This is a genomic window from Longimicrobium sp., assembly GCA_036377595.1.
In the GTDB taxonomy this organism is placed as follows: Bacteria; Gemmatimonadota; Gemmatimonadetes; order Longimicrobiales; family Longimicrobiaceae; genus Longimicrobium.
In genome coordinates this window covers 67,216-91,168 of the sequence record DASUYB010000054.1, presented here as the reverse complement: position 1 = coordinate 91,168, position 23,953 = coordinate 67,216, and the positions used below count along the sequence as shown (strand labels likewise).

Genomic DNA, 23,953 nt, shown 5'->3' with positions numbered 1-23,953 from the left:
AGGATGCGGAGCACGATCTTCTCGCCGAACAGCGTCGGCAGCGTGCTCACGCGGAAGTCGATCACCCGCTTGCCGAAGCGCAGCTTGAGGCGGCCGTCCTGCGGCACCCGGCGCTCGGCGATGTTCAGGTCCGACAGGATCTTGAAGCGCGAGATCAGCGCGGCGCGCATCTTCAGCGGCGGACGCATGATCTCCTGCAGCACGCCGTCGATGCGGTAGCGGACGCGGATGTCCTTCTCGTAGCACTCGAAGTGGATGTCCGACGCGCCCCGGTGCACGGCGTCGGTCAGGATGCCGTTGATCAGCTTGACCACCGGCGCCTCTTCCACCGCGGCCTGCAGCGAGGCCACGGACACGTCTTCCTGCTCCTCCTCGACCCGCTCGACCTCGCCCTCGTCGTCGAACTGCTTCAGCAGCTCGTTGATCTTCTCGTCGGCGTTCTCGTACTCGCGCTCGACGATCTTGCGCAGCGTGAAGTCGCCCGCGATCACCGGCTCGATGTCGAGCCGGGTGAGGAACTTCAGGTCGTCGATGACCCCCAGGTCGGTGGGGTTCGCCATCGCCACGGTCAGCGTGCGGCCGACTCGGCGGAGCGGCAGCACCTGGTGCTTGGCGGCGAACTCGCCGGGGATGAGCTTGAGGATCCGCGCGTCGAGCCGCACGCGCTCGAGGTCCACGGCGGGAACGCGGTGCTGCCGGGCCAGCGCGCGCACCAGGTCGCTCTCGCCCAGGAAGCCCAGCTTCACCAGGGAGAAGCCGATCCGGTTGCCGTTGGCGCGCGCGTCGTCCAGCGCCTTCTGGAGCTGGTCGCGCGAGATCAGCTGCTCGTGGACGAGCTGCTCGCCGATGCGGTCGGCGGCGGGTGCGGATACAGCCATGCGCCTGGGTTCGCGGGAGCGTGCGTTACGCGCCGGAGGAAAGGCGGATCAGCGGGACTTGTCGGGGGGAGACGAGCGTCAACATCGCGGCCGGCCGCCGCGAAGTCAAGGTCCGGCCGCCCCCGAGGCCCGGATCCGCGCCACGGTCGCCGGCCCGATCCCCGGCACCTGCGCCAGGTCGTCCAGCGTCCGGAACGCGCCGTGGCCCTCGCGCCAGGCCACGATGCGCCCGGCCAGCGAGGGCCCGATGCCGGGGAGACGAGTCAACTCCTGTGCCGACGCCGAGTTGACCGAAATCACTGGACCCCGCGCCCCCGCGGGTATGGCAGAATCCCCCGACCCGGGGCGATTTGCGGCACCGCGCGTCTCCGGCCGGGACGCCGCAACCGCCGGAGCGAGCGCCACATACGGCGCCACCGCCGCCAGCGCCGCGGGCCCCATCCCGGGAACGGAGTCGAGGTCCGCCAGCGTGCGGAAGCGCCCGTGCGTCTCCCGCCACTCCACGATCTTCCGCGCCTGCCCGGGGCCGACCTTGGGCAGCCGGTCCAGCTCCGCCTCGGGCGCGGTGTTCGGGTCGATCCTCTCGCCCGGCACGAGCGGTGTGTTCCGCCGCGCCGCGTCCGCCGTGCGCCGCTCCGTCTCGGCGCGGAGCGCGGGCACACCGGAATCGGCCTCCACGCCGGGGCCGTCGAGGGTGACGGGGCCGGGGCGGCGCAGCATCCGCGCGCCCACGCCGGCGCTCACCAGCAGCGCCAGGACGCCCAGCGCCAGCCTCTCCTGCGGTGTGGTGTGGATCATCTCCCCTGCTCCGGGATGCCGCGGTAGACGACCTCGGCCAGCACGCTGCCGACGAGCATCAGCGACTCGCTCTGCGTCGCGCCGGGGAGGTCGCGCACGGTGTGGAAGTACGAGTTGCCGGGGCCGTAAACGGGGTCGTTCACGAGCGCGGCGGGGATCCCCGCGCGGGCCAGGGCCAGGTGCGCGCCCGCGCTGTCGTCGACGGCCTCGGCGACGAAGAAGGTGTCCCTGCGCATCGCCGCGGCGGTGCCCCAGACGCGGCGGACGGCGGCGGGCGCGTGGCGGCGCGATCCGGCATCCTGCGGGAACCAGGGATCGCGGTCTCCCACCATCCCCACCACGATCGCCAGCGCGGGCCTGTATCCCGGCCCCATCGTGGCGAGGAAGTGCTCCGTGCCGAGGTATCTCCCGTCCACGAAGTCGTCGCCGTCGGTGAAGAGGAGGTCGACGCCCACGCCGGGCTTCTGCTGGCGGAAGAGCTCGGCCAGCGTCATCAGCACCGCCGTTCCCGACGCCCCGTCGTTGGCGCCGGGAACGGGGAGGCGGCGGTCGGCCGGGTCCGCGCTCTCCGTCGCTTTCGGCCGCGTGTCCCAGTGGGCGACGAGGAGGATCCGCCGCGGGTCCTCCGGCCGCCAGCGCGCCAGCAGGTTCGTCATCCTGAGCGTCTTCCCCGGCGCCGTGTCGTGGGTGAACGGCTGGGGGATCAGCGTGTCGGCGCGAAACTCGAGCTGGTCGGTGAGCCATCCCACCGCGCGGTCGTGCGGCTTCGTCCCCGCGTAGCGCGGGCCGATGGCTACCTGGCCACCCAGGAACGCCCAGGCGACGTCCTCGAGGAACTCGGGGTGGTCCACGTGGCGGCCCAGCGCGGGGTCGCCGCGCGTGCAGGCGGCAAGGAGCAGCACCGGCAGCGCAGCGCGCAGGCTGGCGCGGCGGATCGGCATGTGCGTCGCAGGTTGGGGATGGATTAGGAAGGCCCGCCGCCGCTTGTACGCAGCGTACGGAGCGGGTATACTACGCATCCGCGCACCGGCGCGGCAAGCCCCTTTGGTTACCTCGCATGAAGATCCTCACGCGTTACCTGCTGCGGGCGCACGTCGGCCCGTTTTTGTTTGCGTTCATCGCGCTCACCGGCGTGGTGCTGATCAACACCCTGGCGCGGCGCCTGGCCGAGCTCGCCGGCAAGGGGCTGCCGATGCAGGCCATCACGCAGTTCTTCGTCTACGCGCTGCCGGCGACCGTCGCGCTGACGTTCCCCATGGCCGTGCTGGTGGCCATCCTCTACACCTTCGCCACCTTCACCGCGGAGAACGAGATCACCGCGATGAAGGCGGGCGGGCTGGACCTCAAGCGCCTCCTCCTCCCCCTCCTGGCGGTCGCGGGGATCATCACCGCGGTGATGGTGTGGTTCAACGACCGGGTGCTTCCCGAGGCCAACCACCGCTGGAGCCAGCTCTTCGTCGACATCGCGCGGAAGACGCCCACCGTGGCGCTCGATCCGCAGACCATCAACAAGCTCTCGGCGCAGACCGGCTCGGCGCAGACCTACTACCTGCGCGCGGCGCGGATCGACCCGCTGTCGAACCGCATGTGGGACGTGTCGATCTACGACGTCAGCAACCCCAACGTGGTGCGCTCGATCTACGCCGACAGCGGCGTGGCGCAGTTCAACGCCTCGCGGACGGACATGGTGCTGACGCTCTGGCACGGCCACATGCGCGAGGTGCCGCTCGACGATCCCAAGACCTTCCGCCGCATGACCTTCGGGCAGCAGAAGTTCGGCATCCCGGGGATCGGCACCTCGTTCAACATGAACCAGCAGGCCGAGGGGTACCGCGGCGACCGCGAGATGACGGTGGGGATGCTGCAGGCGCGCATCGACACGCTGCGCGACCAGCGCCGCGACGAGCTGCGCCGCGTGCGCCTGGAGATGCAGGGCGACATCGGCTTCGCCGTCTCCGGCGGCCGGAGGCCGTTCGCCGTCCTCCCCGGCGAGCCCCAGCCGCCGCCGGTGACGAAGGTGGAGCCGGGGAGCGTAAGGACGCGGACGCGACGGACGGCGGACGACCTGGCGTCGACCGTGGCGCGGGTGAAGGACCTGGAGGAGCAGATCCGCGACCTCGACGTGGAGATCCACAAGAAGTACTCGATCGCCGTCGCGTCCCTCGTGTTCGTGATCGTGGGGGCGCCGCTCGCGCTGCGCTTCGGGGGCGGGGGGATCGGGATGGTGATCGCCACCAGCATGGCCATCTTCGCCGTCTACTACGTGGGGCTGATCGGCGGCGAGTCGCTGGCCGGCCGCGGCTACGTGACCCCGCTGGTGGCGATGTGGATCGTGAACGCGGTGATGACCGTGCTGGGCGTCGCGGGACTGGCGACGATGGGACGGGAGACGGCCACGGCGCGCAGCAGCATGTGGGACCAGATGCTGCAGGGCTTCCGCGACTTCTTCGCGACCGTCTTCAAGCGGAGGGCGCGCACGTGACCCGCCTGCTTTCGCGCTACGTGGCCAGGACCTTCCTCACCACCTTCATCCTGCTGGTGCTGGGGCTGCCGTTCCTGTTCGTGATCGCCGACGTCACGGACAACATCGACACCTACATGGAGCGGGGGATCACCGGCAGCAAGCTGGCGCTGGGCTACCTGTACCAGCTCCCGCTCTTCATCCAGTGGGCCTTCCCCATCGCCGCGCTGGTGGCGACGGTGTTCACCGTGGGGGGGATGACGCGCCACCAGGAGATCACCGCCGCCAAGGCGGGCGGTGTGAGCTTCTACCGCATCTTTCTCCCCATCGCGCTGCTCTCCGTGCTCCTCTCCGTGGCCGCGTTCGGGCTGGGCGAGCTGACGCCCATCACCCTGCAGAAGCGCGCGGTGCTGATGGGCGACCAGACCATGATCCGCACCGGGCCGCGCATCAACTTCGTGTACCAGACCGAGCGCGAGGGGGTGCTGACGGCGCGGCGGCTGGACCCCGAGGTGGGCGAGCTGAGTCAGCTGGTGCTGGAGCGCAACGCGCGCGGCAGCCAGCCGGGGATGCACCGTATCGCCGAGCGCGCCACGTGGACGCGCGGGCGCGGGTGGCTCCTGCAGCGCGGCTACATCCGCGAGCTGCACGCCGACGGGCGCGAGGTGACCATCCACTTCGACTCGATCCGCGTTCCCGGGCTGGTGGAGACCCCCGAGGACCTGCTGGGCGAGCCCAGGCCGCCCGAAGCGATGGGGTACCGGGAGATGGACCGCTTCGTGGGCGCCATCGAGCGCTCGGGCGGCGACGCCAACCCGCTGAAGGTGGAGCGCGCGCAGAAGCTGGCCATCCCCCTGGCGGTGATGGTGATCGTGCTCTTCGGCGCGCCGCTGGCCACCAGCAACCAGCGCGGCGGCACCGCCTTCGGCGTGGGGATCAGCCTGGGCGTGACGATCGTCTACATGCTCCTGTTCCGCGTGGGGAAGGCAGTCGGCAGCAGCGGCGCCGTCGATCCCACGCTGGCGGCCTGGTTCCCCAACCTGCTCTTCCTGACCGCCGGCCTGGCGCTGATGTCGCGCGTGCGAACGTAGCCGCATCCCGCGCCTCCGGAATCGTAGAGCCGCGCCGCATCAGGGGATGCGACGCGGCTCTTGATTTCGGTGGACGCTTTGCACACCTTCCGCGTTCTTCATGTCCACCCTGCGGCCGGATCATGCCCTCGCATTCTGACCACGTCGCGCGCATCCGCGCGATGGGACGGGACGATCTCCACGCGCTCCTGGCGCGGGTCAGGGCCGGCCGCACGCCGGGCTGGCCCGCAGGGCGCGCGTTCGAATACCTTGTGCTGCGGGCCTTCGAGCTCGACGGGGCGACGGTCCGCTGGCCGTTCACCGTGAGCATGGCCGACGAAACCGTGGAGCAGATCGACGGCGCGGTCTATGCCGCCAATCTCTCCTGCATCGTCGAGACGAAGGATACCGTAGCGCCGATCGACATCATCGCGCTCGCAAAGATGCGGACGCAGCTCGCGAGGCGCCCGGCCGCGACGGTCGGGCTGGTGATCAGCAAGTCCGGATTCACCAACGCGGCGACCACGCTGGCCGGCTACTTCGCTCCCCAGACCGTCCTGCTCATTGCGGGTGATGAACTGGACGAAGCGATGGCAACCGGGGGAATGGTCGCGATGTTGATGGCGAAGTACCGGGAATGCGTGGAGGAAGGGGGCACGCAGACCTTGAAAGGGTCGAGGAGGCTGCGATGAATACGTGGATCGTGCTGGCCCGCGCACCAGCCGGGCGTCTGATCGAGCGCGTGTTGAACGAGCCAGCGGTTCGTATCAAGGCAACGTGGGAGTTCTCGTCCGCGATGATGCGGGCCGGACGGATCGCGGGGCATGACGAGCAGCCCGTCATCCTCGTGATGGACACCGACAGCGTGGAAGAGCGCCCGATCGTGGAATACCGGCTGGAGATCGGCGGCTATCTGCGCGGCCGGAGCGGCGGCACACCATCCAGGCTGGTGCTGGCGATCCCGCAGGTGGAGGCGGTGCTATTCCATGACCGTGCGGGGCTGGAGCGGGCGCTCGGGCGAACGCTCTCGTACGACGAGGCGTTCGAGGCGCGGTTCCGGCCCAGGGCGGTGTTCGAGCGCCTCGTCGGAGAGGAAGACACGGAGGCAAAGGCGCTGGCGGTGATCGACCGCCTGGACGACGCGGCGCTCCGCCGCATGGCCGAGCATCCGCTCATCCGCGAGATCCGCGAGTTCGTCGACGAGATGGCACGACGCGAGGAAGAAGAGGAGTTGGAAGAGGCCGAGGAGGAGGAACTCGAGCCGCTGCGCCGCGCGGGCTGATCGGCCGAGCCGCGAAAAACACGAGGAAGGCGCGTTGCATCTCCCGCTGCGACGCGCCTTTTGCGTTGTGTGTGCGGAGATTGCAGAGGGGCGGGCGACGCTCTGGATCGCCCACGCACGCGGAGAATCGATGCCCTCCAAGAACCCCGATCTGCACGGCAACGTCCCCGACTCGGCGCCGGTGGCGCTGGTGCTGATCGACGTGATCAACGACATGGAGTTTCCCGGCGGCGAGCGGCTGATCGAGCACGCGCTCCCCGCGGCGGAGCGGATCGCGGAGCTGAAGCGGAAGGCGCGCGAGGCCGGGGTGCCGGTGATCTACTGCAACGACAACTTCGGCCGCTGGCGCTCGGACTTCCACGACGTGGTGGAGCACGTGCTGGACGACGGGGTGCGCGGCGCGCCCATCGCGCGGCTGCTGAAGCCGGACCGCGAAGACTACTTCGTGCTGAAGCCCAAGCACTCCGCCTTCTACGCGACCACGCTCGCCACGCTGCTGGAGTACCTGGGCGCGCGGCGGCTGATCCTGTGCGGCTTCAGCGGCGACGTGTGCGTGCTCTTCACCGCCGGCGACGCGCACATGCGCGACTTCCACCTGCACGTGCCGTCGGACTGCTCCGCCTCCATCTCGCCCGAGGAGGACCGGCGCGTGCTGGCCTACATGCGCCGCACGCTCAACGCCGACACTACGCCGTCCACACGCCTCGACCTGGAGGCACTGATGACGCGCAGGGACGAAGATCCGAAACGAGGAAAACAGAAGGGTCTCACGCAGAGTCAGCAGAGTCAGCAGAGTCAGCAGTAACTGCAGCGGTTCAACTGCTGACTCTGCTAACCCTGCGTGAGACTTTCTCTTAAGAGACTCGCCCCGGCGCCGATGCGGGCGCCGGGGCGAGGTTCGTCCTGTCGATTCAGCCGATTACGGCTGGGCGCCGCCGCGGCCGTACTCGTTCAGGATCTGCTGGCGGTACTGCTCGCTGGCGAAGATCGCGATCTCCACGCGGCGGTTCTGCTGGCGCCCCGCCTCGCTCTCGTTCGACGCCACCGGCTCCGACTCGCCGCGGCCGGCGGTGCGGATGCGCTGGCCGGGGATGCCCATCGAAACCAGGAAGTTCCTGGCCGAGTCCGCGCGCCGCTGCGACAGCGCCATGTTGTACGCGTCGGTGCCCTGGCTGTCGGTGTGGCCCACGATCAGCACCTCGGTGCCGGGATAGCGCTGCAGGCTCTGCGCGAGCTGCCGCAGGTTCTCGCGGCCGGCGGGGAGGATCTGGTCCGAGTCGAAGGGATACAGGATTCCCGACGCGAACGTCACCGCGATCCCCTCGCCCACGCGCTCGACCGAGGCGTTGTTCCCCAGGTCGCCCTCGAGGTCCTGCGCCTGGCGGTCCATCTGGTGTCCGATCACCGCGCCGGCGGCGCCGCCGATGACCGCGCCGATGATGGCGCCGCGCGCCGTGCTGCCGGTGTTGTGCCCGATCACCGCGCCGATGGCGCCACCCGCGCCGGCGCCCACCGCCGCGCCGCGCTGCGTGTTGTTCATGCTCGCGCAGCCGGCCAGCGACACCAGGCCGGCCACGGCCGCGAGCTTCTTCACGTGCACGTTCATCTCCTCATCCTCCCGTAGAGGGGCGTTCCATCTCCGATCCGGCCCGGGCGGGTTGCAAGCCCGGTGCCGCCCCGGAGGTCGCGGCGCGCGCCGCCCCGGCCCTCGCGCGCCGCGCAAGTACAATTCCATCAAACACTTGCAATTTCACACGAAACCCGCCCGCCGCGTCCCCGGACGGGCAGGCGCGCGCCCTGTCTCGCCGCGCGACGGTGTCCCCCCGCGCGAGCAGAGAAAGGACTCCCGGGGAGACACCGCCCAGGTCAGCCGCGCAGGCGCCGGACGGCGGCGGCCAGCCGCACCTTGCGCTCGAGCCCCAGCACGCGCGTGGCCAGCCTGCCCAGGCGCGTCCCCGAGCGCACCCGCCGCGCCGCGCCCGCGCCACCCCGCGCCAGGCACTCGCGGGCGATGGCGGCGCGGCCGGCCTCGAACGCCTGGAGCGCGATGGCGCCGTACTGCATCTCCAGCAACTCGCGGTACTCCTCCAGCCGCCCCTGCGCGGAAAGCTGCTCCGCCAGCTTGTCGAAGACCCGCATCTGCGACCGCAGCGCGCGCTCGGAGTGGCGGTCGGACGACAGCGTCACGCGCGTCGACCCGTGGCGGCGGTAGACGCCGAGCCCGGACGTGGCGCGCGCGATCCCTGCGCCGGAGACGAACGCGCGCATGGCCAGGTCACCGTCGTCGTTGCGGCGCAGCGTCTCGTCGAACCCGCCGACCCGCTCGAACAGGGCCCGCGGATACAGCACCGCGCACGACGGCGCCCACATCCCCTCCAGCCAGCCGCGCAACGGGTCGCCCGGCGGGGCGAACGGCCGCCGGAGGGGATGCCGGCGCCACGCGTGGCCCTCGTGGATCAGGAACTCCCACGGGCACGCCGCCACCGCGCCGGGGGTGCCGCGCCCCGCCTCCACCAGCGCGGAGAGCGTCTCCGGCGTGCTGAAGTCGTCCGCGTCCATGAACTGCAGCCACGCGCCGGTGGCGATCTCCGCGCCGCGGTTGCGCGCGTGCGGGGCACCGCGGTTCTCCGGCAGCCGCAGCGCGCGGACGCGGTCGCCATAGCCGCGGATCGCCTCCCAGGTGCCGTCGGTGCTGCCGTCGTCCACCGCCACCACCTCCACCGCGGGGTGCGTCTGCGCCAGCACCGAGTCGATGGCGCCACGCACGAACTCCTCGACGTTCCAGCAGGCCAGGACGACGGAGACGGTGTCGCTGCTCATCTTGCGAAGGACGAGACGCGTGGGCGAGGGGAAGCGTACGGGACGAGCGTGGGCGGAATCACCCGGTGCGGGTGGGAGCCTCTCCCGCCGCGTCCGCCGGCGCGCCGTCGAGGAAGGCGTCCACCCGCGCCAGCAGGTCGCGCGACACCTCGTCGGTGGGGCGGGATGCGTCGATCACCTCCACGTGGCCGCGCTGCGGGAAGTCGCGCTGGATCAGCTCGAAGTAGCGCGCACGCACGCGGCGCTGCTGCTCGGGGGTCTCGAAGATCTCCTTCTTCCAGCGCGAGCCGCGCATCCGCGCCTCGGCCTCGCCCGGGGGGACGTCGAGGAAGAGGGTGAGGTCGGGGACGATGGCCGGGCGGTTGATCTCGATCAGCCACTCGATGTCCGTCTGCAGACCCTGGTACGCCAGCGTGGAAAGGAGATAGCGGTCGCAGACGACGTGGCGCCCGGCGTCGAGGTTCGGCTGCACCTGCGTGGCGACGTGGTCCGCACGGTCGGCGGCGAACAGCAGCGCCAGCGCGTCGGCGTCGAAGGGCGCGCCGCCGGGCAGCGGCGGGTGCGCGGGGTCGTGCAGGTCGAAGTTGGCGCCGACCAGCCGCTTCTGCAGCGCCAGGCGGATCAGCATCCCTACCGGGCCATCGCTGGGCTGGTGCGTGAAGAACGCGCCGCGGCCGGCGTGGCGGAAGTGATCGCGCAGGACGTTGAGCTGCGTGGTCGTCCCCGCCCCGTCAATCCCTTCCAGGACGATGAACTTCCCGCGGCGGGCAGCGGGCGCGTCGGGCGTTTCCGGCATCGGGCGCGGTGTGAGCAGTCGAGGGAGATGGAGTCCGCCGGAATGTAGAGGCCGGGCCGCGGCGCCGCCACACGCCGCGCGCGGACTCAAGCACGTGATGATGTCTACCGTCCTCGCAGCCGCCCCCGGGCGCCGCGGGCGAGCGCGCGCAGCCACCCCGCGGCGGGCGCGTGCGGCAGCGAGCGCGCGAAGAGCCGGGCCGCCGCGGCGTATTCTCCGCCGGCGAGCCGGTGCGCGCCCGCGTCCGCCAGCTGCCGCGCGCGCATGCGCCGGGCGACGCGCGCGAGCTCGGCAGGTGGATCGAGCTCGAGGAAGCAGTCGTACACCGCGGCGGAGCGCTCGAACGGGTCGGCCAGCGCGGCCGTGCTCCGCCCGGGATGCTCGCGGACGCGCGCCACCACCTCGCCGACCGCGGCCGCGTCGGCGCGGAGGGCCAGGCGCAGCTCCAGCTCGCGGTCCTCGCGTCCGGCGCGCGGGTCCTCGCTGAAGCCGCCCACCTCGTCGAGCAGCGACCGCTCCGCGACGACGGTGACGATGGAGACGTTGGCCTCGCCGGTCAGGATCTCGCGGACGATGCGGCCGGTGAGCGGCGCGAAGGGAACCGTGCGAGACGGCATCGCATTGCCGCCCGCATCCGTCAGCTCGTATCCCCCGTAGCACCACCGCGCGCCCTGCCGGAGCATCGCCCCCACCTGCAGCTCCAGCTTGGCGGGAAGCCACGCGTCGTCCGAGTCGAGGAACGCCACCAGCGCGCCCCAGCCCGCCGCCACGCCGCGGTTCCGCACCTGCCCGGGATTTCCCGAGTGCGGCGCGGAGACCAGGCGCACCCGTGGATCGCCCAGCGCGCGGACCCACTCCGCCGTGCCGTCGGTCGAGCCGTCGTCGGCGATCACCAGCTCCCACTCGGCCCAGCTCTGCGCGCGAACGGAATCGACCGCCTGGCGCAGCAGCGGCAGGCGGTTCCAGGTGGGGATCACCACGGTCACCAGCGGGCGCTCAGCCACGGGCCGCCGCCACGTCGGGGTGGGATGCCGTCCCCGTCATCCGCCGCCCGAGCGCCTCGACCAGGCTGCGCGACCGCATCGCCCGCGCGAGCCGGGCGAGCTCCTCCGGCGGCCCTGCCTCGAGGAACAGCTCGTACGCCGCCGCCTCGCGCTCGTAGGTGTCGGGCATGCGCGCGGTCATCCGGCCCGGGTGGTCGCGCACGCGGGCGAGCACGTCGGGGAGCGCGAGCGCCTCGGCATGCAGCGCCAGCCGCATCTCCAGCTCGTAGTCCTCGCGGCCGCGCGCGCGCTCGTCCTCACAGAATCCCCCCAGCTCCTCGAACAGCCTGCGCTCGACCAGCAGCGTGCCCACGAAGACGTTGGCCTGCTGCGCCACCACCTCGCGCGCGATGCGGCCGGAGAGCGGGCGGTACTCGCCCAGCCGCATCGGCACCGTGCGACCGGCGCCGTCCATCAGCTCGTATCCCGCGTAGCACCAGCGCGCCGGAGATCCGCGCATCGCGGCGACCTGCAGCTCCAGCTTGCGCGGCAGCCACACGTCGTCCGAGTCGAGGAAGGCGATCCAATCCCCCGTCCCCATCGCCGCGCCGCGGTTGCGCACGTGGCCGACGTGCCGGGCGGGGTCGGTGGGGATGGAGCGCACGCGCGGATCGTCCATCTCCGCCAGCCACGCCGCCGTCCCGTCCGTCGACCCGTGGTCCGCGACGACCAGCTCCCACCGCGGATACGTCTGCGCCACGACCGACGCCACCGCCTGGCGCAGCATCGGCAGGCGGTCGCGCGTGGGGATCACGACGGTGACGAGCGGCTCGTCCATCGCTCCGACGGGTGGAGGAAGAAGCTACGCGGCGCGCGTGCGCACCCAGATGTCGCCCCAGCCGGGCGCCGCGCGATCGCCCAGCTCGCGGTCGATGCGGCGCAGGAAGTCGTCCGCCGGGACCCATTCCGCCAGCGAGAAATGCGGCGGCCCGGCGTGCGTGAGGTTGACCTCCGCATCCGCCGAGGCCACCCGGCGCAGACACGCCGCGGCCTGGTCCAGTCTCGACCGGTGATACTCGAAGGAGACGAGCGGCAGCGGGCCCGGAAGCGTGCTGAACACCTCCTCCTCCGCGCCCTCCACGTCCACCTTGCAGTACGCGGGCGCGCCGTAGCGCTCGACCAGCGCCGCCAGCGTCACCACCGGCACGTCCAGCGTGCCGACGACCTCGCCCAGCCAGTCGCGGCGCAGGCTCGACGCGGCGTGGTGCGGGCGCAGGTACAGCGTGGCCACGCCCGGCGCGGCGCCGACCGCGGCCGGCAGCAGGGTGAACCCCGGCCGGCCGCCGCAGCGCGCCCGCAGCTCGGCCACGCACTCCGGCTGCGGCTCCACGGCGACCACCCGCACACCGGCGCGCAGCAGCGCCTCGGACATGTGGCCCACGCTGGCCCCGATGTCGAAGACGAGCGCGCCTTCAGGGAGAAGCGCGCGATAGAACGCCGCCGCCGCGTCCTCCATGCGGCGGGCGTCGGCGCGCAGCGCCCGCCGCACGGCGCGGGCGGGACGGAAGAGGCCGCTCCGGATCAGGAAGGTGCGCAACGCGGGCATCGCGGCGGCGGAGGGGGACGGGGCGCATGGTCGACGGGACGAACTTGCGCTGCGCGGCGGCGCGGCGGAAGAGCGGCGTGATGCCACCGCGTGGATGGAGATCGGGAAGACCACGCGGAAGGTTCGCCGCCCGCTCGCGACTTGACCGCATGCCCGCGGGGCGGTATCCCCAGCGGATGAACCGGACGACGAAGCGCGCACACCTCCCCGCCCTCCCGCCGGTGCCGGCGATCCTCGGGGCCATCGTCAGCGTGCAGGGCGGCGCGGCGCTGGCCAAGGGCCTCTTCCCGGCGCTGGGGGCGACCGGGACGGTGGGGCTGCGCGTGGGCATCTCCGCGCTCCTCCTGCTGGCGGCGTTCCGGCCGCGGGTGTGGCGGGCGACCGCCGCGCAGTGGCGCGCGGTGGTCCCTTACGGCGTGGTGCTGGGGGCGATGAACCTGGTGTTCTACCTCGCCCTGTCGCGCATTCCGCTGGGGCTGGCGGTGACGCTGGAGTTCGTGGGGCCTCTGGCCGTGGCGGTGATCGGCTCGCGGCGCGCGACGGACGCGGCGTGGGTGGCGCTCGCGGCGGCGGGGATCGCGCTGATCGCGCCGTGGACGGGCGGCGGCGTGGACCCGCTGGGCGTGCTGCTGGCGCTGGCGGCGGGCGCGTGCTGGGGCGCGTACATCCTGCTGGGCGGCCGCGTGTCGCGGATGATCCCCGGCGGGGCGGCGGTCGCCACGGGAATGGCCATCGCGGCGATCGTCACACTCCCGGTCGCCGTCGCCGGCGGCGGATTCGCGCGGCTGACGCCGGGGCTGCTGGCGGCGGGCACCGGCGTGGCGCTGCTCTCCAGCGCCGTCCCCTACACGCTGGAGATGATCGCGCTGAAGGAGCTCCCCGCGCGCACCTTCGGCATCCTGATGAGCCTGGAGCCCGCCGTGGCGGCGCTCGCCGGCCTCGTCTTCCTGCACGAGGTGCTCTCCCCCCGGCAGTGGCTGGCGGTGGTCCTGGTCATCGCGGCCAGCACGGGGTCCACGCTCACCTCGCGGCGCGCGGAGCGGATCGCGGAGGGCGAGGCGGGCGAGGGCTGGCAGGGGGGATGATCCACCCGGCGCGACGCCGCAGGAGCCCCATTGGCGATTTCTTGACCCACGCCGCTACCCTCCCCGCGCCGCCGGATCTCCCTCCTGATTCCCCCTTGCTTCCAGCGATTCCCGCCGCGTCGTGGGGAGATTCGCATCACCCGCCACCCATCCCCCTCTCCACCTCCCCACCGGGAATCCCTCGAGCCGCGCCGCCGCGGCGTGACGACCGGCCGCACGTGGTCCGGGCCTTGCTTTCCGGTCCTTCCGTTCAGCCGGCCCCGAAGCACGAACCCAGGGATCCTCTTGAGCGTCACCGCAGCAGAGCGGACGGACCTGCTCTCCGTCCTCCGTTCCGAGTTCAACTTCCCGGAGTTCCGTCCCGGGCAGGAAGAGGTCATCCGCTCCGTGCTCGACGGCCGCGACGCCCTCGTCGTCATGCCCACCGGCGCGGGGAAGTCGCTCATCTACCAGCTTCCCGCGCTCCTCCTCCCCGGCCTGACCGTCGTCGTCTCGCCCCTCATCGCGCTGATGAAGGACCAGACGGACAAGCTGGACGAGATCGGCGTGGACGCGTGGACCATCAACTCGTCGCTCTCCGCCGCCCAGAAGCGCGAGGCCGAGGCGAAGGTGGCGGGCGAGGGGAAGATCCTGTACGTCACGCCCGAGCGCTTCCGCGACCGTGACTTCTTCGAGCTGCTGCTGGAGCGCCAGGTCTCGCTCTTCGTGGTGGACGAGGCGCACTGCGTGAGCCAGTGGGGGCACGACTTCCGCCCCGACTACATGATGCTGGGCGGCATCGCCGAGCGGCTGGGGCGGCCCGTGGTGATGGCGCTGACGGCGACGGCCAGCCCCGAGGTGCGCGACGACATCACCCACCAGCTGCGCCTGCGCGACCCGCTGGTGCACGTGGCCGAGCTGGTGCGCCCCAACCTCTTCCTCGAGGTCACCCCCACCGTCAACGACAGCGAGAAGGACGCGGCGCTCGACCGCTGGCTGCGCGGCGCGGAAGGGACGGGGATCGTCTACGTGGCCACGGTGAAGGAGGCGGAGCGGCTGTACGAGGAGTTCGGCAAGCGCTTCGACCTCGCCCTCTATCACGGCAAGCTGGGCGCGGCGGAGCGGCACGAGGCGCAGGACCGCTTCATGGCCGGCGAGGTGAAGGCGGTGATCGCGACCAACGCCTTCGGGCTGGGGATCGACAAGCCCGACATCCGCTTCGTGATCCACTACCACTTCCCCGGCTCGCTCGAGGCCTACTACCAGGAGGCGGGGCGCGCGGGGCGCGACGGCCTTCCCGCGCGCTGCACCATCTTCTACCGCGTGGAAGACAGCGCCGTGCAGGGCTACTTCCTGGGCGGCAAGTATCCCGACCTGGAGGAGGCCATCGCCGTCGCGCGCATCATCAACAACATGCCGCTGGAGGAGAAGCGCGAGCTGGACCAGGTGGCCGAGATGGCCGACGTGCCGCGGCGCAAGGCGCGCATCGTCCTCACCCTGCTCAAGCGGCACGGGATGGTGCGCGAGCACCGCGGCGGGGTGTGGGAGCGGATGGCGCCCGACGTGACCGCGGCGGACCTGAGCCGCGAGCTGACGGACTACGAGGAGCGCCGCCAGCGCGACCGGCGCAAGCTGGACGAGATGGTGCGCTACTGCCGCACCGCCCGCTGCCGCACCAAGATGATCCTGGAGTACTTCGGCGAGTCGCGCGCGGAAGACTTCCGCTGCGGCCACTGCGACAACGACGGGAACCTGGCGACCGCGAAGCACGAGGCGGAGCGCGGCGCCCGCCGCGAGGCCGTGGCCGCCGCGATCGTCCCGCCGCCGGTGCCCGACGAGCCGCCGGCGCCCGCGTTCGCGGTGGGCGAGGAGGTGGTGCACGGCACCTTCGGCGAGGGGATGGTGCTGGGGATGGACGGCGACCGCGCCGAGGTCGACTTCGCCGGCCACGGCACGCGGACGATCCGCATCGAGTTCCTCCGCCCGGTCGGGTAGATGGAGATCGGTCGAGAGGGAGATTGGAAGACGGCCGCGGAGGAGATCGCCCCCGCGGCCGTCGCCGTTCTGGTGCAGGATGATGGGCGGCGCCTAAGTTTCCTCCGTCGCCACGTGTCCCAATCCCCCCACCAGAGACTGGCACCGTGAAGCTCGGCGTCCCCTCCGGACCGTACGTCGCCCGCGATCCGTGGAACCCGGCACGGCCGGGCGTGCTGGTCATCGCCTGCTCCGACGGGCGGCTGCAGGAGCCGGTGGACGAGTTCCTGGCCGCGCAGGGCGTGAACCACTACGACCGGATGTACGTCCCCGGCGGGCCGGGCGCGCTGAGCGCCAGCGGCGTCAGCTTCATGCGCGCCGACCAGTTCCGCCGCGAGTGCGCGTTCCTGGTGCAGGCGCACCAGATCGAGGACGTGTACCTGATCTTCCACGGGCCCGCGGAGGACGGCCCGGCCGAGGCCACCTGCGCGGACTATCGCCAGAAGCTGCCGGCGTACACGCCCGCGCAGATCCGCGCGCAGCAGCAGCGCGACTCCGACGAGGTGCTGCGCCACGGCTTCGGGTGGAACGTGGACCCGCGCATGCACCCGTTCCGCTGCGAGGTCACCGCCGAGGGCGCGGTGCAGTTCGTCTCGCTGCGCAACGAGCGCGTGGCCGTCCTCCCACCGCACCCGCTCGCCGTCTGACGCCATCCACGGACGCACCCACGCACCGATGTTCATCGGCCACACCGCCGCCGCGCTCGCGGGCAAGCGCGCCGCCCCGCGCACCTCGCTCGGCGTCCTGCTGGGCGCCGCCATCTTCCTGGACCTGCTCTGGCCCATCCTCCTGCTGCTGGGCGTGGAGCACGTCCGGATCGACCCGGGGAACACGGCGATGGCGCCGCTGGACTTCGTCTCCTATCCCATCTCCCACTCGCTGCTGGCGGTGGTGGGATGGTCGGTGCTCGCGGGCGGCCTCTACTACGCGGTGACGCGGTACGGCTACGGCGCGTGGACGATCGGCTTCCTCGTCCTCAGCCACTGGGTGCTCGACTGGCTGACGCACCGCCCCGACCTCCCGCTCTGGCCCGGCGGCCCGCGCGTGGGCGTGGGGATGTGGCACTCGCTCCCGACGACGCTGGTCTTCGAGCTCCTCCTCTTCGCCATCGGACTCGCCGTCTACCTCGGCACCTCGCACCCGCGCGACGGCATCGGACGATGGGCGTTCCGCGCGCTGATGGCGTTCTTCCTGGTCGTCTACCTCGCCAGCACCTTCGGCCCCCCGCCGCCCGGCGAGCGCGCGATCGCGTGGACCGCGCTGGCGATGTGGCTCCTCCCGCTCTGGGCCTGGTGGGCCGACCGCCATCGCGAGGTCACGCCGCAGCTGGCGCAGACCGCCTACGGCGCCGTTCCCCGCCCCGCGGGGTGATTGCCCCGAAGCAATTGCAACGGTCGGTTGTGCATTCCGCGCCACGGACATCCGCCTGAGCCTCGACCGACGAGCACGGGTCGGGATCGCCAACTGCGGTCATCAAGGGAGATCGGCGCAGGGCGAGCGCACGTCCGTCTCCGCCGTCCTCTTTGTGAACGAGGCTTCGGCCAGGCTGGCGTCGCTCGGGGCCGCTATCTTCCCGATCCAATAGTTAAGCATCTACTTAAGTATCATCTCGATCCGTGGGCATGCCATGCGTGACCCCACGCGGATCTCGTCGGGCGGGCGGTGAGCGTCCCCCGCACCCACCCGATCGCCGTCAGTTAGCGATCCGGCCCGGTGCGATGAAACCGACCGTTCGGGCCGAAGGCCGAGAAAATCCCCCGGATCTCCAGCAGATTCGGGGATTTCTCTACATCCGGGTACGGCCGTTCCGGACCTCTCCACGCGGCGGCGACGCGCATCTTGGGCATCGGATGGAGTTCGCTCGACCCGCCCGACGGGGAGGAAACCATGTGGATGCGTGCACTTCGTGTGTGGCTGGTGCTGACCGTGGCGATGGTGGCCAACGGCGCCCTGCGGGCGATTGTGCTGGAGCCGCGGCTGGGCCCCGCTACCGCGCAGGCGGTGAGCGTGGCGGCGGCGATCGTGCTGATCCTGCTCGTCACCCGGCCGTTCGTGCGCGACGTGCGGCTGTCGCAGGCGCGGACGGCGCAGGTGGCGGTGGCGTGGGTGGGATGGACGGTGGCGTTCGAGCTCGCGTTCGGGCACTGGGTGATGGGCGCGAGCTGGAACGAGCTGCTGGCCAGCTACGACCTGCTGAACGGCCGCCTGTGGCCGCTGGTGCTGGCCGCCATCGCCGTGGCGCCGTTCTTCGGCCGTCCCAGGCGCCCGCTGCACTTCGCGCCCCACGGCGTGTGACCGGCTGAAGGGATGCGAGACGTTTGGCCATCCCCGGATCGACGTCATCCTGAGGCCGGCCAGACCGTAACTAGCGTCTGCGCAAGCGCTTGCAGGCCAAAGGATCTATCGCCGGCGCGGCACGCGATTCGGCAAGACGCAGCGAGGCTTCGCCCCGGTCTGGTGAGAAGAAGGGCTCTCATGGAAGACACGTGGCCGCAGAGGAACTGATCGGTTCCTCCGTGACCACCGTGCTCCGTGAGAGCCCTTCGTCGTTCTTGGCTGGCCCGAGTGAAGGATTGGTGCGCCCGACCGAATCGCGTGCTGACGCGATGATAGATCCTTCGGCCTGCCGGCTCTTGCGCAGACGCTGATTACAGTCTGGCCGGCCTCAGGATGACGTCAGCCTGGATCTGACGTGGGTGCATCAACCAGAATCCGGACTCCGGATCAGAAGATAGGGATCGCGAGCTCCCGGAGGGCGTCGCCGACGGTGTGGACGGAGCCGGTGACGAGGATGGTGCCGTGCGGCGCCAGCGTCTCCGCGCGCTGCAGCGCCGCCGCGAAGTCGTGGATCACGCGCACGGGGATGGACGCGGATTCGCCGATGCGCGCCGCCGCCTCGGCCGGGTCCCACCGGCGCGATTCGGGCGACGACGGGGCCACGGTGAGCACCGCCGCGTCCGCGCGCGCCAGAAGCGGCGGAAGCATCTCCGCCCATCCCTTGTCCTTGAGGATGGCGGTGACGAGCACCACCGGCTTCGGCAGGCGGAGACGGCCGAGCGTGGCGGCCAGGCTCGCCACCCCCGCCGCGTTGTGCGCCACGTCGAACACCCAGGTGGCGCCGCGCACGCGCTCCACCTGCATCCGCCCCGGCCAGCGCACGGACGCGAGCCCCGTCTCCACCGACTCCCACGGCGGCCGAATCGAGCGCGGAAGCCGGCCCAGCAGCTCGGCGGCGACCGCCGCGTTGCGCGCCTGGTGCTCGCCGATCAGCGACGTGTGCACCTCGCGCGAGCCCCAGCGCGGCGACTCCAGCTCGAACACCGTGCCCTCGAGCGACGTCTTCACGTCCGACACCGCGTCCGCGTCGAGCAGCGTCAGCGGCGCGCCCACCTCCTCCGCGCGCCGCGCCAGGACGGCGAGCGGGGCGGCCTCCGTCTCGCCGACCACCACGGGGATGCCGGGCTTGAAGATCCCCGCCTTCTCGAACGCGATCTCGTCCAGGCTCTCGCCCAGGTACTCCGTGTGGTCGCGGGCGATGTTGGTGACGGCGCACGCCAGGGGCGCCAGCACGTTGGTCGAGTCCAGCCGCCCGCCGAGGCCCACCTCCACCACGGCCAGGTCGACGCCGGCTTCCGCGAAGCAGAGGAAGGCGATGGCGGTGGTCGCCTCGAAGAAGGTGGCGCCGGTGCGCTCGATGGCGGGGCGGAGGCGGGCCTCGCACGCCAGCAGCAGCTCGCGCTCCACCGGCCGCCCGCCGATGCGGATGCGCTCGTCGAACGAGACCAGGTGCGGCGAGGTGTAGAGCCCCACCGTCCGCGTGGGATCTGCTGCCCGCAGCGCCGCGTCGCAGATGGCCGAGACGGAGCCCTTCCCGTTGGTCCCCCCCACATGGAGCGAACGAAACCGCCGGTGCGGATCCCCCCCACCGGCGAGCAGCTCCTCCGTCCTCTCCAGCCCCCAGCGAATGCCGCCGGTGGGGCGTGCGAACAGCCACGCCCCCGGCTCGTCAGCCTTCATCGGCGAAAGATCGACAGGTGAGAAGTTTGGGTCCGACGAGCAGGCAGCCTGCCCGCCCCCGGCTAGCCCCCTCCCCCGGCCCCTCCCCCGCTTCGCAGGGGAGGGGAGAACTCAGTGCCGGCAGAAATGCTTGCGCATCACACGGATGCCGAGCACCAGTCGCGCAGCGACTTCGTGCTGTTGTTGCCGTGAATTCATTCGCCCGGCCAGAAGCCCGGCCCAGGACCGGGCGAGACCTCACGCCTCCGCCGCTGCGAACTCCTCGACCGCGGGCTGGCCCAGCATGTGGCGCAGCACGCGGGCCAGCTCGCTCTTCATCTTGCGGCGATCCACGATCAGGTCCAGCATCCCGTGCTCCAGCAGGAACTCGGAGCGCTGGAAGCCGTCGGGGAGCTCCTGCTTGATCGTCTGCTCGATCACCCGCGGCCCCGCGAAGCCGATCAGCGCGCCCGGCTCGGCCACGTTCACGTCGCCCAGCATGGCGTAGCTCGCCGTCACCCCGCCCGTCGTGGGGTCGGTGAGGATGGAGACGTACGGCAGCCCCTCCTCGTCCAGCCGCGCGAGGACGGCCGACGTCTTGGCCATCTGCATCAGCGAGAAGATCCCCTCCATCATCCGCGCGCCGCCGCTGGCCGAGACGATGAGGAGCGGCGTGCGCTTCTCCAGCGCGCGCATCCCCGCGCGGGCCAGCTTCTCGCCCACCACCGACCCCATCGACCCGCCGATGAAGGAGAAGTCCATCACCCCCAGCGACACGGGGATCCCCTCCAGGTCGCCGGTGCCGGTGATCACCGCCTCGCCGTGCGGGTTCTTGCGCTCGGCCTGCGCCAGGCGCTCGCGGTAGGGCTTGAGGTCGACGAACTGCAGCGGGTCGCCCGAGCGCAGGTCGCGGTCGGTCTCGCGGAAGGTGCCCTCGTCGATCAGCAGCGCCACGTAGCCGTTGGCCGACAGGCGGTGGTGGTGCCCGCAGTTGGGGCACACCTGCCAGTTCTCCTTCAGCTTCTCGCGGTACAGGATCTCGCCGCAGCTGGGGCACTTCTCCCACACGTCGCCCGGCAGGTCGCGCTTGTCGGACGCCTGCAGGCGCGTCTTGGGCTTCTTGAACCAGGCCATATCAGGAAAGTGCGTGAGTGCGAAAGTGCGAGAGTGCGAAAGTGGTCACCACGGGACACGGCGGCGGCGCGCGGCGTGAGATCGGGCGCGGCAATCGGTCTCGCGCCGGAACCCACGCACTTTCGCACTCTCGCACTTTCGCACTTCCGGTTCTATCTCGCCCGCCCCGTCTCCGCCGCCACCCGCTGGATCACCGCCATCGCCAGCAGGTTCACCAGCAGGAACGATCCCCCGTAGCTGATGAACGGCAGGGGGATGCCGGTGACGGGCATGATCCCCACCGTCATCCCCACGTTGATCAGCACGTGCGCGAACCAGCTGCCGAAGATGCCGATGGGCACCAGCGAGGCGAAGGGGTCGTTGCTCTTCTCGGCGATCTTCACCAGCCGCCAGAAGATGAAGCCGAAGGCCGCCAGCACGCAGAGCACGCCGATGAAGCCCAGCTCCTCGCCGATCACCGAGAAGATGAAGTCGGTGTGCTGCTCGGGGAGGAAGGCCAGCCGCTTCTGCGGCCCGTGCAGCCACCCGCGCCCGAACCACCCGCCGCTGCCGATGGCCACCCGGCTCTGGATCAGGTTGTACCCGGCCCCCCGCGGGTCGATCATGGGGTCCAGGAACACCATGAAGCGGTTCTTCTGGTACGGCTGCAGCTTGTTCCACAGCGGCAGCGCCAGCGCGCCCGCCATGGCGTTGGCCAGCCAGATGGTGGCCTTCTCGGAGATGAACGCGTCGCGGCGGATCAGCAGGACCAGCATCACCACGATGTACACCCCCCACACCTGCCAGCTGATCGACAGGAAGAGGGAGAGGATGGGCGAGACCAGGAAGAAGATCGTCGACAGCGGCGTGCCCGCCCAGAACAGGCACCACACCAGGATCGACGCGAACACCAGCGCCGAGCCCAGGTCGGGCTGCAGCATCACCAGCCCCATGGGCAACATCACCACCACGATGGGCTTCCACAGCCCCCACAGCGTCTTGGGCGGCTCGCGCCACTCGCCCAGCACCCGCGCCAGCATCAGCGCCGTGGCGATCTTGGCCACCTCCGCCGGCTGGAGATGCAGCGGCCCCAGGTTCAGCCAGCTCTTGGTGCTGGCCGCCGTTCCCGACCCGCCGCCGATGAACAGCGTGAGGACCAGGAGGACGAGGGCCACCGCGTACGCCGGCTGCGCCGCCCACTCCAGCCACCCCACCGGCACGCGGAGGACGAAGGGGACGATCATCAGCGCCAGGATGAACCAGATCAGCTGCTGCCGCCACGCGCCCGTCACCGTCTTGTCGGGCACGTCGAGCACGCCGGCGCTGTAGATCATGGCGATGCCGAACATCGCCAGCCCCACCACCAGGGCGAAGAGGATCGGGTCTCCCAGGACCAGCGAGCGGTAGCGCCTCACGTTCCCCTCAAAGCGGCAAATCCATGTGCCGCAACACGTTCAACCCTCATGCCAGCGAGCGGTAGAGGGTCGAGGCGCCCAGCCCCACCGCCGCCGCGTAGATCGAGGCCAGGAGCGCGGGGATGAGCAGCGCCATGGGCGAGCCGCCCACGCCGCCCACGGCCAGCATCACGTACAGCAGCAGCTCGTAGATCAGCGTGCCCGCGAAGAAGAAGGCCACCATGTTCAGCGGGTCGTCGCCCGCCAGCCACTCGCGCGAGCGCGAGCCGGCGTAGCCCAGCACGGCCAGCCCCAGCGAGGCGTAGCCGAACACGAACGGGTTGGCCGAGCCCTCCAGCAGGCCCAGCAGGAAGCCGAGCCCCGCCGCCGACCCCGGGCGCAGCCGGCGCGAGGCCAGCAGCAGCGCCACCACCAGCAGGTCGGGGGCGAGCACGCCCAGCCCCATCCCCACCCGCAGGATGAAGTGCAGCGCCACCAGCACGAAGATGAAGAGCGCGAACTTCCACTGCGTCCCCTCCGTCATCCCTCGCTCCTGTTCACCGTCGGGGGCTTGGATTGCTCGGCGGCGGCCGGAACCCGGGCGGGACCCTGGGCTCGCCGGGATACACCGGGCGGCCCGGAAGCTCCGGCGTGGGGTCCACCCGGCGGGGACGCGGCCGGGGGCGCGGCCGGGCCGGCGCCGCGGGCTGCGGGCGCGGCGTGAGCGGCGCCATGGGCGTGGCCGCGTCGGGCGCCACCGCGCGCGCGGTGGTGTCGGCCACCTGCGTGGTGGTCAGCCGCACCCCCCACGCCGCCGCCAGGTTCTGCTCGCTCTGCGCCTGCGCGGGCTCGCCCAGCACCAGCACGTGCGACATCTGCGCGGGGTTCACCAGCGGGCGGATGAAGTAGGTGCGCTGCCACCCGCCCGGCTGCTTCCCCGCCCCGATCACCTTCCCCACGGGGATGCCGCGCGGGAAGAGCGCGCCGTCGCCGCTGGTCACCACCAGCGAGCCCGTGTCGGGGACGGTGTGGAAGGCGACCGGCGTCAGCGCCAGCACCCGCTCGCCGCGCGGGTCGTTCCCCGGCGTGGCGATCCCGTAGGTCTCGCCGTCCACCGTCATCACCGCCACGGCGAACTTGTCGTGCGTCCAGTCGATCGCCACCGACGAGGTGGCCCCCAGCTTCCACACCTTCCCCACCAGCCCGCTGGCGGTCACCAGCGGCGCGTCCTGCTTCACCCCGTCGCGGCTGCCCACGGAGAGGCGGAGCGTTCCCGCCGAGCCGGGGCCGGTCACCGGGTCCGTCTCGGCCGCCACGAACGAGTAGGTCAGCCGCGGGCGGAAGCCCAGCAGCGAGCGCAGCTCGCGGTTCTCCTCGGCCAGGTTGCTCTGGCCCACCAGGAAGGAGGCCAGCGAGTCGCGCTCGGCGCGCAGCCGCGCGGCGTCGGCGTAGCGCCCCTCGCGGTCGCTGGCGCCGTGCTGCATGGCCATCACGGGATAGAGCACGCTGCTGCGCACCGCGTGGCCCACCGCGTCGCGGTACGCCGCGGGGATGGCCAGCAGGAGCGCCGACAGGCCGGCGAAGGCCGCGGCCGCCGCCAGGTCGCGCTTGCGGGCCCGGTCGCCGGTGCCGCGCAGGTAGGGTCGGAAGGTGCTCAT

At 71.6% G+C, this 23,953-nt stretch carries 24 protein-coding genes; 10 read left to right on the top strand and 14 right to left on the bottom strand.

Going from position 1 to position 23,953, the window contains the following annotated elements:
• The 3 genes from VF092_08025 to VF092_08015 all read right to left on the bottom strand — a co-directional run.
• Nucleotides 1-878, bottom strand: an 878-nt coding sequence (locus VF092_08025; protein HEX6747234.1) for an ATPase, T2SS/T4P/T4SS family, incomplete at its 3' end; no start/stop codon positions are given.
• 105 nt (nucleotides 879-983) lie between these two features.
• The gene (locus tag VF092_08020) at nucleotides 984-1,676 is read right to left on the bottom strand and encodes a ComEA family DNA-binding protein (GenBank protein ID HEX6747233.1); all 693 of its coding nucleotides are present in this window, start codon (nucleotides 1,674-1,676) and stop codon (nucleotides 984-986) included.
• The gene (locus VF092_08015) at nucleotides 1,673-2,617 is read right to left on the bottom strand and encodes a M28 family peptidase (GenBank protein ID HEX6747232.1); all 945 of its coding nucleotides are present in this window, start codon (nucleotides 2,615-2,617) and stop codon (nucleotides 1,673-1,675) included. The genes VF092_08020 and VF092_08015 overlap by 4 nt, the downstream gene beginning before the upstream one ends.
• Nucleotides 2,618-2,733: 116 nt before the next feature.
• Here VF092_08015 and VF092_08010 point away from each other — a divergent pair, with 116 nt between their 5' ends.
• The 5 genes from VF092_08010 to VF092_07990 all read left to right on the top strand — a co-directional run bounded on the left by VF092_08010 (nucleotide 2,734) and on the right by VF092_07990 (nucleotide 7,294).
• A complete protein-coding gene (locus VF092_08010; GenBank protein ID HEX6747231.1) occupies nucleotides 2,734-4,158 on the top strand; it encodes an LptF/LptG family permease in 1,425 nt (474 codons plus the stop codon).
• Entirely contained in the window at nucleotides 4,155-5,228 is a 1,074-nt protein-coding gene (locus VF092_08005) for an LptF/LptG family permease (protein ID HEX6747230.1), read from the top strand. Before VF092_08010 ends, VF092_08005 begins: the two co-directional genes overlap by 4 nt.
• Before the next feature lie 122 nt (nucleotides 5,229-5,350).
• Complete coding sequence (locus VF092_08000; protein HEX6747229.1) at nucleotides 5,351-5,899, top strand: restriction endonuclease; 549 nt, start codon at nucleotides 5,351-5,353, stop codon at nucleotides 5,897-5,899.
• On the top strand, nucleotides 5,896-6,489 hold the full coding sequence (locus tag VF092_07995; GenBank protein HEX6747228.1) for a hypothetical protein: 594 nt from the start codon (nucleotides 5,896-5,898) through the stop codon (nucleotides 6,487-6,489). Before VF092_08000 ends, VF092_07995 begins: the two co-directional genes overlap by 4 nt.
• Nucleotides 6,490-6,619: 130 nt before the next feature.
• Nucleotides 6,620-7,294 carry an isochorismatase family cysteine hydrolase gene (locus tag VF092_07990; GenBank protein HEX6747227.1) on the top strand — a complete coding sequence of 225 codons (675 nt, stop codon included), beginning with the start codon at nucleotides 6,620-6,622 and terminating at the stop codon, nucleotides 7,292-7,294.
• Nucleotides 7,295-7,408: 114 nt separating this feature from the next.
• Here VF092_07990 and VF092_07985 read toward each other — a convergent pair whose 3' ends face one another.
• The 6 genes from VF092_07985 to VF092_07960 all read right to left on the bottom strand — a co-directional run bounded on the left by VF092_07985 (nucleotide 7,409) and on the right by VF092_07960 (nucleotide 12,694).
• Nucleotides 7,409-8,095, bottom strand: a complete 687-nt coding sequence (locus tag VF092_07985; protein HEX6747226.1) for an OmpA family protein — start codon at nucleotides 8,093-8,095, stop codon at nucleotides 7,409-7,411.
• Nucleotides 8,096-8,355: 260 nt separating this feature from the next.
• Nucleotides 8,356-9,309 (bottom strand): glycosyltransferase, encoded by a 954-nt coding sequence (locus VF092_07980; protein HEX6747225.1) that lies wholly within the window; start codon nucleotides 9,307-9,309, stop codon nucleotides 8,356-8,358.
• A 58-nt stretch (nucleotides 9,310-9,367) separates the two neighbouring features.
• Nucleotides 9,368-10,105, bottom strand: a complete 738-nt coding sequence (gene tmk / locus VF092_07975; protein HEX6747224.1) for a dTMP kinase — start codon at nucleotides 10,103-10,105, stop codon at nucleotides 9,368-9,370.
• A gap of 104 nt (nucleotides 10,106-10,209) precedes the next feature.
• Nucleotides 10,210-11,109 (bottom strand): glycosyltransferase family 2 protein, encoded by a 900-nt coding sequence (locus VF092_07970; protein HEX6747223.1) that lies wholly within the window; start codon nucleotides 11,107-11,109, stop codon nucleotides 10,210-10,212.
• A complete protein-coding gene (locus tag VF092_07965) occupies nucleotides 11,102-11,926 on the bottom strand; it encodes a glycosyltransferase family A protein (protein ID HEX6747222.1) in 825 nt (274 codons plus the stop codon). The genes VF092_07970 and VF092_07965 overlap by 8 nt, the downstream gene beginning before the upstream one ends.
• 24 nt (nucleotides 11,927-11,950) lie before the next feature.
• Entirely contained in the window at nucleotides 11,951-12,694 is a 744-nt protein-coding gene (locus tag VF092_07960) for an FkbM family methyltransferase (GenBank protein HEX6747221.1), read from the bottom strand.
• A 149-nt stretch (nucleotides 12,695-12,843) separates the two neighbouring features.
• On the opposite strand from VF092_07960, the gene VF092_07955 reads away from it, so the two are divergent.
• The 5 genes from VF092_07955 to VF092_07935 all read left to right on the top strand — a co-directional run bounded on the left by VF092_07955 (nucleotide 12,844) and on the right by VF092_07935 (nucleotide 18,087).
• A complete protein-coding gene (locus VF092_07955) occupies nucleotides 12,844-13,779 on the top strand; it encodes a DMT family transporter (protein ID HEX6747220.1) in 936 nt (311 codons plus the stop codon).
• A 285-nt stretch (nucleotides 13,780-14,064) separates the two neighbouring features.
• Nucleotides 14,065-15,753, top strand: coding sequence for an ATP-dependent DNA helicase RecQ (locus VF092_07950; protein ID HEX6747219.1), 1,689 nt, complete (start codon nucleotides 14,065-14,067; stop codon nucleotides 15,751-15,753).
• 146 nt (nucleotides 15,754-15,899) lie between these two features.
• Entirely contained in the window at nucleotides 15,900-16,439 is a 540-nt protein-coding gene (locus tag VF092_07945) for a hypothetical protein (protein ID HEX6747218.1), read from the top strand.
• Between the two features lie 28 nt (nucleotides 16,440-16,467).
• The gene (locus tag VF092_07940) at nucleotides 16,468-17,163 is read left to right on the top strand and encodes a hypothetical protein (protein ID HEX6747217.1); all 696 of its coding nucleotides are present in this window, start codon (nucleotides 16,468-16,470) and stop codon (nucleotides 17,161-17,163) included.
• A 522-nt stretch (nucleotides 17,164-17,685) separates the two neighbouring features.
• On the top strand, nucleotides 17,686-18,087 hold the full coding sequence (locus VF092_07935) for a hypothetical protein (protein HEX6747216.1): 402 nt from the start codon (nucleotides 17,686-17,688) through the stop codon (nucleotides 18,085-18,087).
• Nucleotides 18,088-18,516: 429 nt separating this feature from the next.
• Here the strand turns inward: VF092_07935 and VF092_07930 are convergent, their stop codons facing one another.
• The 5 genes from VF092_07930 to mreC form a co-directional block, all read right to left on the bottom strand.
• The gene (locus VF092_07930; protein ID HEX6747215.1) at nucleotides 18,517-19,809 is read right to left on the bottom strand and encodes a folylpolyglutamate synthase/dihydrofolate synthase family protein; all 1,293 of its coding nucleotides are present in this window, start codon (nucleotides 19,807-19,809) and stop codon (nucleotides 18,517-18,519) included.
• A 237-nt stretch (nucleotides 19,810-20,046) separates the two neighbouring features.
• Entirely contained in the window at nucleotides 20,047-20,922 is an 876-nt protein-coding gene (gene accD / locus VF092_07925; GenBank protein ID HEX6747214.1) for an acetyl-CoA carboxylase, carboxyltransferase subunit beta, read from the bottom strand.
• Between the two features lie 152 nt (nucleotides 20,923-21,074).
• Nucleotides 21,075-22,316 (bottom strand): rod shape-determining protein RodA, encoded by a 1,242-nt coding sequence (gene rodA, locus VF092_07920; GenBank protein HEX6747213.1) that lies wholly within the window; start codon nucleotides 22,314-22,316, stop codon nucleotides 21,075-21,077.
• 46 nt (nucleotides 22,317-22,362) lie between these two features.
• The gene (gene mreD / locus VF092_07915; protein ID HEX6747212.1) at nucleotides 22,363-22,839 is read right to left on the bottom strand and encodes a rod shape-determining protein MreD; all 477 of its coding nucleotides are present in this window, start codon (nucleotides 22,837-22,839) and stop codon (nucleotides 22,363-22,365) included.
• Between the two features lie 13 nt (nucleotides 22,840-22,852).
• The gene (mreC, locus tag VF092_07910; GenBank protein ID HEX6747211.1) at nucleotides 22,853-23,953 is read right to left on the bottom strand and encodes a rod shape-determining protein MreC; all 1,101 of its coding nucleotides are present in this window, start codon (nucleotides 23,951-23,953) and stop codon (nucleotides 22,853-22,855) included.